This window comes from Pradoshia sp. Z3_51, assembly GCF_058215915.1.
In genome coordinates this window covers 15,761-30,915 of the sequence record NZ_JBZAJC010000003.1, presented here as the reverse complement: position 1 = coordinate 30,915, position 15,155 = coordinate 15,761, and the positions used below count along the sequence as shown (strand labels likewise).

Sequence of the window (15,155 nt, the reverse complement as noted above, 5' to 3'; positions counted from 1 at the left end):
CTCTTACGTAATGATAAAATAGATATAGAAACTTTTTAGGGAGAGAAAGTAGGGGAATCCGTGAGTTTTAAAGAAGAATATATCTATTGGTCCTTTATCAATCAATTGATTACGAAAAAAGGGTATCGATTTATATCTGCATCCACTGATCAGCAAGAAATATGGCTTGAAAATCAGTCGAGTCGGATAGATCCCCTAATCCGTATAAAAAGAGAAGATTTGGATTGGTCCAATAATATGAAGCGTGACCGAAATCTTGTACTGCAGAATGCAGAGAAGATTCGTAGGTTTCTTTCCAGGAAGGAACTAACTGTTAAAACCATTTATGTTAGTCAATATGCTCCGGTTGATGATTATTCGGATGTCCTTGGAAGATACTCAAACGAAAGTCGTGCAAAAATTACGATTGATACCATGATTTTTCAAACAGAGGCTATGGAAGAATCTTTGACGGAATTGGAAAGCTTTCTGGGGTTTCCGTTGGAAGTGGTCAACAGGGATTATGAGTTTATAGAAGAAAATGAAATTAACCATCTTAAAGAAGATGCTTTGGCTGCTTCTTACCAAAAGCAGAAACAAGATGAACAAATCTTTAGCCATGGCAAACCAATCTTTACATACTTGTTAATGGCCATCCAAGTTCTTGTGTTTATTTTACTCGAGATGCGTGGCGGAAGTACAAACACTGAAACCCTCATCCAATTTGGTGCAAAGTATAACCCATTGATTATGGAAGGGGAATGGTGGAGATTCTTCACACCCATCTTTCTTCATATTGGATTTACACACTTGATTCTGAACACCTTAAGTTTGTATTTTGTCGGAGTTATTGTTGAGCGTATTTATGGAAGCTTAAGATTTCTGGTTATTTACTTTTTTGCAGGCTTTATTGGTTCGGTAGCAAGTTTTATTTTGATGCCCAATCTATCAGCCGGTGCCAGTGGTGCGATATTTGGCTTACTCGGTGCCTTGCTATTGTTTGGTATACTCCACCCCAATCTTTTTTTCAGAACAATGGGATGGAATGTGATTGTAATTTTGGCCATCAACCTGGTTATTACATTCTCTGCAGATGCTATAGATAGTGCCGGCCATATCGGCGGTTTAATAGGTGGATTCCTCGCAGCAGCGATTGTCAGATTGCCGAAAAATCCTAAGCTTGCCGTGCAAATGGGTGCGCTGCTCCTGACCGTTTTGTTAACAATAGGAGCTTTAGTATATGGGTATTCATCAAATGAATCTGACCATAAATATCATAATGATGTCACTCTTGCTCATGAATATGTGAATTCTAAGGAATATGCCAAAGCCTATGAGCTTATCGAAGGCTATCTAAAGGAAGAAGACGCTCCAGAAGCATTTTTTTTAGCAGGATATATAAAGTATCATCAATATGATCTGAAAGCGGCTGAGACGTATTTTCTAAAAGCCATTGAACAGCAAGAAGTGTTTCCAGAAGCATATTATGATATTGGACTGCTCTACTGGCAACTGGGACAAATCGATAAAGCTAAAGATTATATCCAAATAGCAGTTTATCAGGAACCGGATAATGAAGATTATAAAACAACGCTGAATGAGCTTGATTCCGAATAGTTATCTTACTTTAAGGCAGCTGCTGATAATATTCATGTATATTGCCTGATTTATCCTGAATAAGAATAATTAGTTTGTTTGAGTCTTGTTTACGCAAAATCAAGGGGATGGTACTGTCTATCGGATTTATGACTGTACCATCCTGTTTTTTTATTCCTGAAACATAAATGGAATAAAAAGCTTCCCATAGCTTTTCCGTAATCTCCAGACGCTTTTGCTCTGAATATCCGGCTAATAATCTTTTTTCTTCAGTCGAAAACTGTGTCAGGGGAACTACGTGATACCTTGTAATATCAATCTTTTTGTTATCTGTATAGCGATTGAGCACTTTAGTCAGCCTGGAATTACTTACAGAAGACAGGGTAAAGGCCCATTCCTTTTGTTCCTCGGTTTCAGGAGAATGAAATGATTTGGTTGGTCCATAACGTGAAGCAATGACAAACAGATTACTATCAGTTAATTTAAATGAGCTGGTAATCTTGTCGTTTTCCGTATGAATCTCAGCATAATGAATGGTAACCACTTGAAATAAAGAAGATTCATGAGCTTTTACGGTTGTCTTTTGGGATATTCGATCTGTATTCTGCTCCCATTTCTTTGTAAACTCTTTTAAACGACCGTTTTGAAAAAGAAGTGAGAAATCCTGTCTGAGATAACTTGTTTGATTTAAAATAGATTCAGTCGATAACGCAACATCGTACTGTTCTGTATCTTTTTCCTGCTTAGGCATGACAAGGGAAGAGGTTGTTTTAATAAACGCAGCCTTTTGATTAAGTGGAAAATATTTAATAACAGCTATATCCCTTTGTATATAAAGCTGTTTCCACCACATAAAGGTAAATATGAGTACTAAACCGACTATTAGGTAACCAATATATTTTTTCAAAAGGATTCTCTCCTCACTTTAGATTATTGCCTTACGTATATATTCTTAAATGGATGTCAAATGATAAATAGACGGATGCTTTGTCCTAAGCAATATATGTGTAACTCTAAATACATATGCTTTGTTTATAAATGTCACAATTGACGGAATACAGAAAGAAAGTATCTTGAGGAGAACAACTAAATTCAGATATACTAAAGAAGCAGGAAGGAATGTGACAAAAATGAAATCCGTATATGAAATTCAACAATATTTAAAGAGGTTTGGAACCATCATATACATGGGTGATCGATTAGCTGATCTAGAGATGATGGCAGGAGAATTAAGAGAGCTATTTCACTCTCAATTGATTGAAATCAGAGATTATCAAACGGCAATTTTAATCTTGAAACAAGAAATAGAGTATGAGAAGGAAAAGCAACAGCTAAAACAAAAACAATCGAAAAGGTGAATCAATATGCTGGGGAAACAAGATTGGTTACTGGGAATTGATATTGGCGGTACAACGATTAAGCTTGCTTTTATAGATAAAGAAGGGACCATTGTACATAAATGGGAAATCATAACGAGAACGGAAGAAAATGGTCTGCATATCGTTTCTGACATCGGCAAATCTGTCAGGGCAAAATTGGAAGAATGGCAGGATGGTAATTTAGTAGGTGTCGGAATGGGTGCTCCTGGTCCAGTTAATTTTGAGAACGGTTCAATCTATGTGGCCGTGAATATCGGTTGGAGAGATTTTCCTTTAAAGGAGTTGCTGGAAAAAGAATTAGGAATTCCTGCAGTGGTTGATAACGATGCGAATGTAGCATCCTTCGGTGAGTTTTGGAAGGGAGCAGGAAAAGGTACAAATGATTTAGTCTGTATCACTCTCGGAACTGGTGTGGGTGGCGGTGTAATCACTAATAAGCATTTGGTGCATGGAATTAGTGGGGCAGCTGGTGAGCTCGGTCACATAACGGTTCAGCCAGAGGGTGGAGCTCCTTGTAACTGTGGGAAAACAGGCTGTGTTGAAACGATCGCCTCAGCTACCGGTATCGTAAGGCTGGCGTTAGAGAAGATTAAAGAGAAACCAGATTCGGACCTCTCGATTGTTTTTAACGAAAATGGGTTGATCACTTCTAAAGACGTAGTTGATTGTGCTATAGGCGGAGACCAGGCAAGTCAGGATGTCCTTGATGAGGTAGCTAAATACCTTGGACTTGCAGCTGCCAATGTGGGCAATATGATTAACCCCGACATCATCGTAATCGGTGGTGGTGTTTCAAAAGCTGGGGACATTATTTTAAAACCAATTGAGAAATACTTTAAGCAATTTGCCTTTCCGCGGGTTGCGGAATCAACTGAAATCAAAGTTGCATCTCTTGGTAATGATGCGGGTGTTATAGGCGCAGCGGGCTTAATCATGCAGCAACTAGGACAAGAGATTTAAGAGTCCACGTGCTGAGGTAAACGGTAATTACTTAGTAGAATTTAATTAATTTTGGAAGCATTTCAATGTATTTTGTTGAAGTGCTTTTTTATTTGCAAAAGTTTTTATAAAGGAATATAAAAACCATATGTCGAAATTAATTTGATGAGTATAACATGAAAATCCGATGATAGAGGGTTTGGGGGATGAGGGTGCCGAAGCATATTGTATCTGCAGCAACGGTTATATTAAACGATGCTGGGGAAATTTTGTTGATTAGGGGTCCGCACCGGGGGTGGGAAATGCCTGGAGGACAAGTCGAGGAAGGCGAGTCACTCAAAGATGCTGCGATAAGAGAAACAAAAGAGGAATCGGGGATTGATATCGTAGTAACTAAATTTTGTGGTGTTTTTCAAAATATAGACCATTCTATTTGTAACACCTTATTCTTGGGTAAGGCGATTGGAGGTACTCCCACTACCAGCCCTGAAAGTTTAGAGGTAGGTTTTTATCCCATAGCAGAGGCATTGGAAATGGTAACCTGGAATAATTTTAGACAAAGAATCGAGTATTGTCTGGACGAAAGCATTCAGCCGTTTTATGTAGAATTTAATGGTAAGTATCGTGAGGGAGCTATAGGTGAATGAAGCCAATCAAAATCAAACAGCGGGTGTCATTTATTTAGTTTTAAAAGGGGGTTTCCATTTGTTTAATAGTGTTCTGTCTCAAACCTTTATAAATTTTGCTGAAAGAGAATGTATAGGCTCCAGCAGGCTATACGAGCACTTATCTATAAAAATTTCTGGAGATGAAGCGCTTTTAGAGATATGTATGAATGCGAGGGAGGGTCAGCCAGTACCAAATCTCTTATTCGGTGTTGTCCACTATCTTCTGTTAAAGGGTAAAGAACATTCACTGAAAGAGTATTATCCTAGTTTGGTTGAGTATCCGAAAGCATATATGGAATCTTATGGACCTTTTAGGGATTTTTGCTTTACTTATCGAGAAGAGATTGAATTTATTCTTAGATCGAGACGGGTTCAAACCAATGAAGTGCGAAGATGTGCATACCTGTACCCCGCCTTTTGTACTGTTCATGAGATAGCAAAGAAACCCTTGGCACTTATTGAAATTGGAACAAGTGCAGGATTACAGCTTCTTTGGGATCACTATTCATATACATATGGGCAAGAAAGTACCTATGGAAATTCAGAATCTAAACTTACAATTTCAGCAGAAATAAAAGGAGAAAATGTACCAAACCTTCCCTTCATGCCGCCGCCAGTTTCAATTAGGATTGGCTTGGATTTACATACGGTTGATTTAAATGTTGAGGACGAAAAATTGTGGCTTAAATCCTTAATATGGCCCGAGCATGCGGAGCGGCTGTCTATGTTTGAAAAAGCTGCAGCCTATGTGAAGGGGAGTTCCTTAAGATTGATAAATGGTGATGGCGCTGATCTATTACCTGACTGTATACAGGATATCCCAGAGAATCATGCTGTTTGTATTTTTCATACACATGTTGCTAACCAAATGCCAATGGATGTGAAAAAGCATCTGTTGGAAACCATCAAGGATATTGGGAAGATGAGAGAGGTATTTCATATTTATAATAATATTCAAGATAGATATTTGCATCTGGATTATTATTTGGATGGCATTCTGAACAAAAATACGATTGCAGAAACCGACGGGCACGGCAGATGGTTTAAATGGTTATGGGAGAGTGAGCGGACAATTAGTCAGTAGGAAATGAAATTCGCCCTTTTGAATTTGTTTTCTTTGACGGGATATTTTTAACTAAATCAATTAATTAGGTATTAATCCAATACGGGTTAATGCCTTTTTTTTTTCGTTGACCCAACTGTTTTTCATTCGGTTTGAATTGGATAGTTGAGTGAGGATGTAGGAGGTACTTGTCAAAGGACAGAGATAGCCGCACCAAACCATATGCCGGGGTAGTAAAGGTGCCTGAAAGGTGGGTGAAGTATGTAGGAAAGCAGCTATGCCCCACCTATGAAGTACCTATGCCCCACCTATGAAGTACCTATGCCCCACCTATGAAGTACCTATGCTCCAGCTATACCGGGGTAAAAGTGCCTGAAAGGTGGGTGAAGTGTGTAGGAAAGCAGCTATGCCCCACCTATGAAACACCTATGCCCCATCTACACCCTGCCTTTCCCCAGCCCATACCCCGCTAAATGGCATACTAAAAAGGCCTATACAGTTAAAGGCAACTATAATCAAGCTGTTTTTTACGAATCTATACATAATATCTGTTAGCTTCTGTATTTTTTGATCGGAGTATTCATAAAATGAGTAGAAAAGGATGTGATTCTATGGAAGTCATCATAAAGAAGCCTGATTTATTATCGAGATTGGCCGTTTTGTATTCTATACCGTTCGCACTTTTACGGGAATGTAATTTACATATTAGTAATAATGAGCTATCTGTTGGCGATATGGTTCATATACCTGGATATTGGACAAGGGAGGAAAGGTTATCGTCCTTGGATATCACACACCCTGTAGAACGTGAAAGAATTCAGGTAGCTAATTCAATGGAGAGTATGGAAGAGAATCCGAAGCAATCTGTTAGATTGCCTGTGAAAATTCAACATAGTATTGTGGATCAGACTTGTCCATACTCATCAAGTAAATGCATGAATGACATGGAAATACTTACAACCATCTATCCTTTCCTGCAGATGAAATCTATCGGGAAATCTGAACTTGGCCAGGATATTTGGGAACTGCGAATTGGTATTGGTCCGAAAAAAGTCCATATGAATGCCTCGATGCATGCGAATGAATGGATTACTAGCTTGGTTTTAATGAAGTGGCTGAATGATTATTTACTGGCATTAACAACGGGGACAAATTTAGGAGAATGTTCAGCATTGGAGCTATTCCTGGAGTGTGATTTGTCACTTGTTATGATGGTGAATCCTGATGGTGTAGATTTAGTAGTAAATGGTCCATCTGAAAAAATGAAAAAAGATTTAATTAGGATGAATGATGGAAGAAAAGAATTTTTAGGCTGGAAAGCGAATATTAGAGGAGTTGACTTAAATAATCAATTTCCGGCAAACTGGGAGATTGAGAAAAAGAGAAAACGGCCGAAAAAACCAGCAGCAAGAGATTTTCCTGGAATCGAGCCATTAACAGAAAGTGAAGTGAAATCACTGGTTGCACTTGTGCTGAAGGAAGGGTTCGATCGTGTAGTTTCTCTGCACACCCAGGGAGAAGAATTTTACTGGGGATATGAGAAAAAAGAGCCGGAAATCACCTCTGTTATGGCTATGGAATTTACCGCAAGATCTGGCTACAAGGCCGTTCGCTATATTGATAGCCATGCAGGCTTTAAGGATTGGTTTATTGATCAGTTCAAGAAGCCTGGATTTACATTAGAGCTGGGTAAAGGAATCAATCCACTTCCTTTATCACAATTTGAACAAATTTATCGGGATACAAAACCAATTTTAAATGCTTGTCTTTATTTATAGAAGACAGGAGCTGGTGAACGAAAAAGAGGAATCCTGTTTAAAGGATTCCTCTTTTTCAGATGTATGACGTATACAATTAATTAATGTACAGCAGGATAGCCATCTCTAATGAAGGTCATGATGGCGAACCAGCCAAATACAACGGCAGTACCCAAAGCGAATACTAGACCAAGGAAATTTTTGTTTTTAAAGGCGCTGATTAATGCGAAAATAGCCAAAATGGCAACTAAACCAAAAATAATTACCAATCCCATTTCATTTACCTCCCCTGGAATTATTAAGTAATAAAACCCAATAAATCATTAAATTGTAAAATAAATGCATTCAATAGTATTTTAATTCTTTTCAGATTATTTGTCGAGATATTATAGGCAATTTGGAAGGAATAGGAACAATACAGTATAAGACTCTTTATACAAAACCATCACTTGTGTAAAATAAAAGAAACTAAACTGAGACTTCAGGAGGAAAGACATGAAGAAAACATGGAAAAGAGTTCCTTTAGGACCTTTGCAAACAAATTGTTATTTATATGCCAAGCAGGACGGTGAATGTTTAATCATCGACCCGGGCGAGGAAGCAGAAAAGCTGATTCAAATCATTCGTGAAAAGAAATGGAAACCAATTGCAGTTCTTTTAACTCACGCTCATTTTGATCATATAGGGGCAGTGGACAGGGTACGGGAAGTCTTTAGTATCCCGGTTTATGTGCACAAAAAAGAAACAGAATGGTTAACAAACCCAGCTTTGAACGGTTCGCGATTTTTCCAACTTGGTGAGATTAAGGCTGCTCCCGCAGAAAATGTGATTTCAGAGGAAGGTATTCTAAAAATCGGGGATTTCACCTTTAATGTACTGTTTACACCTGGACATTCACCAGGAAGTGTTTCTTATTATGATAAGGACGAGGCGATTGTATTTTCAGGAGATGCATTATTTCATATGAGTATAGGCCGGACCGATTTACCTGGTGGAAATCATCAACAGCTAATGGATAGTCTTCATAAAAAATTATTAACTCTTCCAAAAGATACGCTTTGTTTATCTGGACATGGGCCGGAAACCATCATTGAAGATGAGATGAATCATAATCCATTTTTAAGGTAAGAGGTGTACTAATTGTAGACCCTCCTTAACAATTAGATAAGGAGGGTCAGGGGGTATTTCCTATAAAATGGGAGGGGCCATTTTAATCTATACCATAAATTTACAATAGGGATAATGTGATGTCAACGCCTATTGTGGAAATATTTATAAAATTAGGTGGATTTATGAAAGACATAATCATTCGGTCCATTGAGGAAACAGAAGATTTATTTTTACCGTATGACAAATATATAGAGTTGGCATTGTATCATCCTGAATATGGCTATTACCAACGGAGAAAAGATAAAATTGGAAGTAGCGGTGATTTCTATACTTCGGTGAGTATGTCCCCTGTCTTTGGTGAATTTATAGGTAAATGGGCAGGAAGGAAGCTAATTGAATCTGACCTGCCTCCCGCTATATGTGAGCTTGGCGGCGGCACCGGGAAGATGGCATGTGATTTTTTGAGAGGATTGGAACTGTACAACCCAGAGCTGGCATCTAATGCAATTTATTATATTGTTGAATCCAGTTCCTATCATCGAGAATTGATTTTAGATACGGCGGCAAAGGATGATAGAATTCGTTTGTTAGATTCTATCAAGGATATGCCACTAATAGAAGGTTTCATTTTTTCAAATGAATTTTTTGATGCTTTTCCAGTTCATGTTTTGATTAAAGATAAGAATCAGTGGAAAGAAGCGGGCGTCACAGTAAAGAATGGAGAGCTATTTGAAACGACCAGAGATCTCAATAATCAGATGATTTTAGCCGTTATAGAGAAGTTGAATATCCCGGAGTTTATTTATCGTATAGAGGTGCCATGCCCAATGATGGTTGCCTACGAGCAAATTGTCGATAAAATGAAGAGTGGATATCTCATGACGATAGATTATGGAATGGATGCGGAGGATTTGTATATACCTGCCCGTAAAAATGGTACCTTAAGAGGATTTAAGGACCATCAATTAATCGGCTCAATTCTCGAAAATCCAGGAGAAACAGATATAACGAGTACCGTCAATTTTTCATTGCTTAAATGTGAAGGGAAGAGAAGAGGGCTTGATCTAGAGTACTGGGGAGGACAACAGTCATTTTTATTAGAGGAAGGGATATTGGATGAGCTGGTTCCACATGCGGATGCAGATCCTTTTTCTCCTGTCGCCAGGCGCAACAGACAAATCAAACAATTAGTTCTGGGAGACTGGATTAGTGATAGTTTCAGTGTTTTAGTTCAATCTAAGAATATAAAAAAACCTTGATTGCTACAGCTCAATCAAGGTTTTACTGTAAATTAATGTCCCGCTCCAGGAGTCATCATGAACGTTGTCCAATAGGTGAAGCCTGCAAAGAAAACTGTTAAATAAGCACCGAAAACATATAAGTACATTCTTTCAGACAATTTTAAATAGCTTAAAATAACAAAGAAACCAGTTTGACCGAAAAAGATGAGTGATGTAGTATGCATACCGCCAACAAAGAACATGACTGCCATAATTCCAGTCCAGAAACCACATACTCTGAACATTCTGTCCATCCCTTAACCTCCCTTATCCCCTTATAATTCCATCACTACTATTATAAGGATATTGTTAAAGAATGTAAACTATCTTAAAATAGGATGACTGAATTGTGTGATTAATTTCCGGCAAGCATCTTGTATGTGCAAGCTTGGCAACCTGCATGATCAAACATATTTTCCTCTTCTATTAATTCGATTGAATCAAAAAGGACGCTGAACATACCGCGTAAAAACTCATAATGCATTCCGCATACGGCTTCTTTTTGCTCAAAGGCAATTTCTTTAAAAGGACAGTTGTGTATTCTAAAGAAAATGGTTGAATGATCCTCAGCTGTTATGAATTCCGGATAGAATCCAGCAGTAGTCGATGCATCTTTTATGATAGAGAGTTTGTGGTCGAAAGACAGGCTGTCCTGACTTTCTCCAATTCCTTTCATATGCTGTTCAGCCAAATCTTTCCCAAATAATCTTCCGGTATTGAATAACGCTTCCTTACCTGCTTCTCCCAGTGAGAACATTGTCTGAAGGGCTATTTTTGCAAGCAGTTGGTAATCGCGGTAAGGGAAGTTTAATTGTATGACATCATCTGATAATCTATATAATCTGCTTGGTCTTCCACCTTTTCCTGTTTTCTTAGTTTCAGAAACAAGCATATTTACATCTTCGAGCTTTGTTAAATGTAAACGCGCAACATTGGGGTGAATCTCAAATATATCCGCAATTTCCTGTACCGTCACCTCGCTGTGCCTTTTAGCTATATGCTGATAAATATAGTATCTGGTCGGATCTGATAATACATTGGTAATTTTTAATGTTTGGTCCATTGTGGTCCACCTCGCGCTCCTTAATAGTTCCATTATAATACAGTCAATCAAGCATTGATATGCTGTTCTTGGCTATTCTGACTCTTTGGAAACATATGTTGTAATTTAGCCACATTTTGATAAATCAATATTTAACATGTATATATTACTATCTTAATTTTAAAATTAATCTGTAAATATGTTAACAGAATAAAAGGGATGAAATATTTCATGATTATGAAAAATTACCCAAATTAACGACGAATTGTGACAGATTTTGAAACTTTCGTTATGCCAGCAGGGATTGAAAAATTAATGTCTAATAACATAAGAGAGTAACATATAAGGAGGTGAAACGAGAATTGCTTACCATCGATAAGTTAGCTGAAAAAGTTGTAACAGAAGCAGTAAAATTCAAAGCCTCAGATATCCACATTGTTCCCCAACGCAAGAAAACCCATCTTTACTATCGGATTCACAATCGCTTATTTTCAGAAGGCAGTTACCAAAGAGACAGGGCCCAACGACTCATCTCTCATTTTAAATTTATGGCCGGCATGGATATAGGAGAAAAAAGACGTCCTCAGTCAGGGGCCTTAACGATGTTTGTTTCAAATAAATGGATTGGTCTCCGATTATCCACCTTGCCTACCCCATACTCTGAATCTCTCGTCATTCGTATTATTCCAAGTTTACAAACTCTCCCAATCGAAGAAATCTCCTTATTTCCAAAAATGTCAACTACGTTAATTTCCATGCTTAAACATTCCCATGGATTAATGATCATCTGTGGACCGACTGGAAGTGGTAAAACTACAACTTTATATTCCATGCTCCATCATGCCAAAAATACCGTTAACCGAAATATTATTACACTGGAAGATCCTGTTGAACATCAGTCCGATGATGCCATTCAAGTCCAGATTAATGAAAAAGCCGGTATCAGTTATTCAGTAGGCTTGAAAGCTGCCCTGCGCCACGATCCCGATATTATCATGATTGGAGAAATCAGGGATGCTGAAACGGCCAGAATAGCGGTGCGCGCCGCTTTAACAGGCCACTTAATCTTAACTACGATGCATGCCAGTGATGTATTGGGTGCAGTTAGAAGGCTTTTGGAATTTGGGATAGACAAGGAGGAGGCAAAGCAAACTCTTTTAGGTGTAACCTCCCAAAGATTATTGGAATTGCACTGTCCTTTTTGTAAGGGTGAATGCTCACCGTACTGCCTTATGGAAAAGAGCAGAGGGCGGGTAAGTGTGCATGAAATGATTTATGGCAATGAATTGGCGAAGGTTTGGGCAGAGATGGAGGGAGATGATGTGAACTTTCATTATCCGGAATTATCTTCTCTCATCAGCAAGGCTGTTGCCTATGGATTTGTGGATCAAAAAGAGTATGAGAGGTGGGTGCATGAGGAGTAATCTAAAGTCCCGATGGTCTTGCAGGGATCAGGCGAGATTTCTTCAGGAATTGGGCGATTTATTGGAGAATGGCTTTACTCTTTATGAGGGTATTGAATTTTCTCTTATTCATGGAAAAAAGAAGTATCGAGAAGAAATTAAGGATGCATTGGAACTATTGAAAGATGGCCATACTTTTAGGGACTTTTTAGAATGGCTCGATTTTGAACAAGAGCTCGTTGGTTTAGTATCCTACGGTGAAAAACACGGACAGCTATCCAAATCCTTGCAGAATGGAGGCGAAATATGGCTTAAGAAAAGTGAGGATCGCGCAAAACTAAAAAATTTATTGTATTACCCAGTCTTCCTACTTGTTTTTACATTTACCTTGCTGCAAGTATTTACAAATTATTTGTTGCCAAAATTCTCAAGTATGTATCAGGGCGCAGGGCAGGAATCAAACATATTCTTAAAGTTATCCGTTTTACTGGCAACCCTCTTTAACAATCTTCCATTTTTTATCATTGTGCTCCTAACCATGCATTTGTTTATATACCACTATTATTTAAAAAAACTATCCAAAATAAAACAGGAATTACTGATGAATAAAATTCCGTTCCTGCGTTCTTTTAGAAAGCTTTCCACAACGTATTATTTTTCTATGCAGCTGGGCTCATTATTAAAGGGTGGTATTTCGATTATTGATGCGTTAACGATTATGAGTCAGCAGGATCCAAAAAGTTTAGTTAAGGAAATAACCCATCACATGATTAAAAGTCTTCAGGAGGGAGATTCATTAGAAAGCATTAGTGGGAATCTCACAATTTTTATGAATGATTTTGAGCGAGTAATCAGCCATGGGCAAAAAAATAGTTTATTAGGAGAAGAACTTCTTTACTACAGCAGATATCTGTTAAATGAGATGGAGATGCAGACTGAAAAATATATAAAGGTGGTTCAACCATTAATGTTTGGCCTTGTTGCCATTTTAGTGATCCTTCTGTATTTGGCAATATTAATGCCAATGATTTCATTGATGAATACGATATAGGAAGGTGTTTTTGATGAAATACAAAAATGAACAAGGTTTTACCTTGATTGAGATGTTGATTGTCATGCTGGTTATATCAGTTCTATTGATTATTACAGTACCCAATGTAATGAAAAACCAGGAAGCAGTTAATAGTAAGGGATGCGAGGCATTCGTAAAGATGGTTGAGGGACAGGTACAAGCCTATAAATTAAAGGAAGGTACGCTTCCGACGATGGAGAAGCTTATCTCTTCTGGTTTTTTAAAAGAGGATGTTAAATGTCCGGAAGGAAAAACCGCGGTGATTTCGGATGATGGGACTGTAACTCTTCAGGGACAATAAAAATGGAAAAGAACGAAGAAGGGTTTACGTTAGTAGAGGTGTTGATTGTACTTGGATGTCTGACGTTAATGCTGACTATAGCAAGTGCGGTTACAAGTAAAATGTTTGAAACATATGAACAGCAAGCATTTTTAAATCAACTGGAGAAGGATATTTACTATGCTCAGGTCTATGCAATGGAAAATAACACGTATGTCTTACTAAGATTTGTAACTGACCAAAATGAATATTCAGCTTACTCATACAAAACAAACAGTCATATTATTTCGACTCAGAAGGCCGAATCAATCAAGTTTAAAAAAGTTGGCAATGTGCCAATTACCTATATTCCAGCAGGAAATATCCAAAATCCAACAACAATCTATTTAACCGATAAAAATGGTAAAACGATATACAAGCTTGTCTTTCAATTAGGGAGGGGGAGATTTTATATATCAAAAGTATAAAGAGCATGGATATGCTATCTTGGACCTGCTGATTTCGTTTGGAATACTTATCTTATGCTGCTGTTTATTGCTTCCGGCATATATGGAAAGCATTACGCTAAAGAATGACTTAAGAATGGAGGAAGCCGCTCTTAATAGATTGTTTGAAAATTTAAATGAATATCAGATAAACGGCCGTCCACTGTTTACTGGACAAGCAGAGATTGAGGGGAAAGCCTATACTTTTTATCTTGAAGGGAACGTTTATTATGCAGAGTATAGCAACTCAAAGGATAAATTACAGAAAGTGTATGAAAAGCTGCCTGAAAGATGATGGCTTTACTTTGGTAGAGATATTATTTGCTCTTGGTTTATTTTCGTTATTAAGTGTCTTTATGACGAGTGCACTTGCCAGTATAACAGACTGGCATGTCAGGGATACGAACACAAATACAAGGATGGAATGGAATATCTTTATACGTCAATTGGAACGAGAATTTCAAAAGACAAAAGACTTTGGAGTACCTAAAAGCAATGTCCTTTTACTTGATAAAAGTGGAGAAGAAATAACATATGAAGTCTATAACAATATGGTAAGAAGGCGAGTGGATGGCGCTGGGCATGAAATGGTCCTTCAAGATATTAAGAGCTTTCATGTTAAAAAAGAAGGAGAGTCACTGATCATATCTGTGACTCTTATAAATGGTGATATGTATGAAAAACGGCTGTTCAAACGATACAAATTTGAACCTTCTTAAAAATGAACGTGGGATATTTATGCCTGTTGCTTTATTGTTTTTTTCGGTTATTTTTATCATTTGTATGTATTCGATAGGAAATATGGCTCGGGAAGTGAATTATCATAAGTATCAAACCGAATGGTTAATTACCACCTATCTGGGTGATACGGGTACACATGCTGCAATCTTAATGCTTGATGATGATAGTGTTCCTGAGACAAAAGGGGAATGGATTTATTATAATGGAAGAATAGGCTATCATATAAAACCGCTTGAGAGAGGGTTCTATGAGATCTCATTGGATATTCAGACTGATCATACGGTGAGACGGGAGACGATTACGTACTCAATTGAAGCAAAGAAAGTAGTGAAATGGATAGATAGTTAGGAGTTAGGGGGAG

General features: G+C 37.8%; 19 protein-coding genes. 15 read left to right on the top strand and 4 right to left on the bottom strand.

Annotation, left to right across the window (positions count from 1 at the left end):
• The first annotated feature begins 60 nt into the window (after positions 1–60).
• Positions 61–1,596, top strand: a complete 1,536-nt coding sequence (locus tag AC4BHA_RS07285) for a rhomboid family intramembrane serine protease (RefSeq protein ID WP_490558382.1) — start codon at positions 61–63, stop codon at positions 1,594–1,596.
• A 10-nt stretch (positions 1,597–1,606) separates the two neighbouring features.
• Here AC4BHA_RS07285 and AC4BHA_RS07280 read toward each other — a convergent pair whose 3' ends face one another.
• On the bottom strand, positions 1,607–2,482 hold the full coding sequence (locus AC4BHA_RS07280) for a hypothetical protein (RefSeq protein ID WP_066105093.1): 876 nt from the start codon (positions 2,480–2,482) through the stop codon (positions 1,607–1,609).
• Positions 2,483–2,705: 223 nt separating this feature from the next.
• Between AC4BHA_RS07280 and AC4BHA_RS07275 the strand changes: the two genes are divergently transcribed.
• The 5 genes from AC4BHA_RS07275 to AC4BHA_RS07255 all read left to right on the top strand — a co-directional run bounded on the left by AC4BHA_RS07275 (position 2,706) and on the right by AC4BHA_RS07255 (position 7,402).
• Positions 2,706–2,933, top strand: coding sequence for a YqgQ family protein (locus tag AC4BHA_RS07275; RefSeq protein WP_066105666.1), 228 nt, complete (start codon positions 2,706–2,708; stop codon positions 2,931–2,933).
• A gap of 6 nt (positions 2,934–2,939) precedes the next feature.
• Entirely contained in the window at positions 2,940–3,914 is a 975-nt protein-coding gene (locus AC4BHA_RS07270; RefSeq protein WP_066105090.1) for an ROK family glucokinase, read from the top strand.
• 185 nt (positions 3,915–4,099) lie between these two features.
• Positions 4,100–4,540 carry an NUDIX hydrolase gene (locus AC4BHA_RS07265; RefSeq protein ID WP_490558381.1) on the top strand — a complete coding sequence of 147 codons (441 nt, stop codon included), beginning with the start codon at positions 4,100–4,102 and terminating at the stop codon, positions 4,538–4,540.
• A gap of 58 nt (positions 4,541–4,598) precedes the next feature.
• On the top strand, positions 4,599–5,645 hold the full coding sequence (locus tag AC4BHA_RS07260; protein ID WP_490558477.1) for a DUF2332 domain-containing protein: 1,047 nt from the start codon (positions 4,599–4,601) through the stop codon (positions 5,643–5,645).
• A gap of 590 nt (positions 5,646–6,235) precedes the next feature.
• Positions 6,236–7,402 (top strand): M14 family metallopeptidase, encoded by a 1,167-nt coding sequence (locus AC4BHA_RS07255; RefSeq protein ID WP_490551142.1) that lies wholly within the window; start codon positions 6,236–6,238, stop codon positions 7,400–7,402.
• 80 nt (positions 7,403–7,482) lie between these two features.
• On the opposite strand, the gene AC4BHA_RS07250 is transcribed toward AC4BHA_RS07255, so the two are convergent.
• A complete protein-coding gene (locus tag AC4BHA_RS07250; protein ID WP_066105081.1) occupies positions 7,483–7,656 on the bottom strand; it encodes a DUF2759 domain-containing protein in 174 nt (57 codons plus the stop codon).
• A gap of 220 nt (positions 7,657–7,876) precedes the next feature.
• Between AC4BHA_RS07250 and AC4BHA_RS07245 the strand changes: the two genes are divergently transcribed.
• On the top strand, positions 7,877–8,509 hold the full coding sequence (locus tag AC4BHA_RS07245; RefSeq protein WP_066105078.1) for an MBL fold metallo-hydrolase: 633 nt from the start codon (positions 7,877–7,879) through the stop codon (positions 8,507–8,509).
• 164 nt (positions 8,510–8,673) lie between these two features.
• Entirely contained in the window at positions 8,674–9,750 is a 1,077-nt protein-coding gene (locus AC4BHA_RS07240) for a class I SAM-dependent methyltransferase (RefSeq protein ID WP_180350005.1), read from the top strand.
• A 32-nt stretch (positions 9,751–9,782) separates the two neighbouring features.
• Here the strand turns inward: AC4BHA_RS07240 and AC4BHA_RS07235 are convergent, their stop codons facing one another.
• Positions 9,783–10,025 (bottom strand): DUF2626 domain-containing protein, encoded by a 243-nt coding sequence (locus AC4BHA_RS07235; RefSeq protein ID WP_066105073.1) that lies wholly within the window; start codon positions 10,023–10,025, stop codon positions 9,783–9,785.
• 101 nt (positions 10,026–10,126) lie between these two features.
• Positions 10,127–10,834: a helix-turn-helix transcriptional regulator gene (locus AC4BHA_RS07230; RefSeq protein WP_066105070.1), complete on the bottom strand. Its 708-nt coding sequence runs from the start codon at positions 10,832–10,834 to the stop codon at positions 10,127–10,129.
• Between the two features lie 341 nt (positions 10,835–11,175).
• Here AC4BHA_RS07230 and comGA point away from each other — a divergent pair, with 341 nt between their 5' ends.
• Genes comGA through AC4BHA_RS07195 form a run of 7 tightly spaced genes read left to right on the top strand, consistent with a single transcriptional unit; the run spans position 11,176 to position 15,142 of the window.
• Entirely contained in the window at positions 11,176–12,237 is a 1,062-nt protein-coding gene (comGA, locus tag AC4BHA_RS07225) for a competence type IV pilus ATPase ComGA (RefSeq protein ID WP_066105067.1), read from the top strand.
• Complete coding sequence (comGB, locus tag AC4BHA_RS07220) at positions 12,227–13,267, top strand: competence type IV pilus assembly protein ComGB (RefSeq protein WP_490558380.1); 1,041 nt, start codon at positions 12,227–12,229, stop codon at positions 13,265–13,267. Before comGA ends, comGB begins: the two co-directional genes overlap by 11 nt.
• Before the next feature lie 13 nt (positions 13,268–13,280).
• Entirely contained in the window at positions 13,281–13,589 is a 309-nt protein-coding gene (comGC, locus tag AC4BHA_RS07215) for a competence type IV pilus major pilin ComGC (protein WP_139892543.1), read from the top strand.
• A 2-nt stretch (positions 13,590–13,591) separates the two neighbouring features.
• Positions 13,592–14,035 (top strand): competence type IV pilus minor pilin ComGD, encoded by a 444-nt coding sequence (gene comGD, locus AC4BHA_RS07210; protein ID WP_066105059.1) that lies wholly within the window; start codon positions 13,592–13,594, stop codon positions 14,033–14,035.
• 19 nt (positions 14,036–14,054) lie between these two features.
• On the top strand, positions 14,055–14,348 hold the full coding sequence (locus tag AC4BHA_RS07205; protein ID WP_066105056.1) for a hypothetical protein: 294 nt from the start codon (positions 14,055–14,057) through the stop codon (positions 14,346–14,348).
• On the top strand, positions 14,284–14,772 hold the full coding sequence (gene comGF, locus AC4BHA_RS07200) for a competence type IV pilus minor pilin ComGF (protein WP_077248063.1): 489 nt from the start codon (positions 14,284–14,286) through the stop codon (positions 14,770–14,772). The genes AC4BHA_RS07205 and comGF overlap by 65 nt, the downstream gene beginning before the upstream one ends.
• The gene (locus AC4BHA_RS07195) at positions 14,729–15,142 is read left to right on the top strand and encodes a hypothetical protein (RefSeq protein ID WP_490558480.1); all 414 of its coding nucleotides are present in this window, start codon (positions 14,729–14,731) and stop codon (positions 15,140–15,142) included. The genes comGF and AC4BHA_RS07195 overlap by 44 nt, the downstream gene beginning before the upstream one ends.
• The last annotated feature ends 13 nt before the right edge of the window (positions 15,143–15,155 follow it).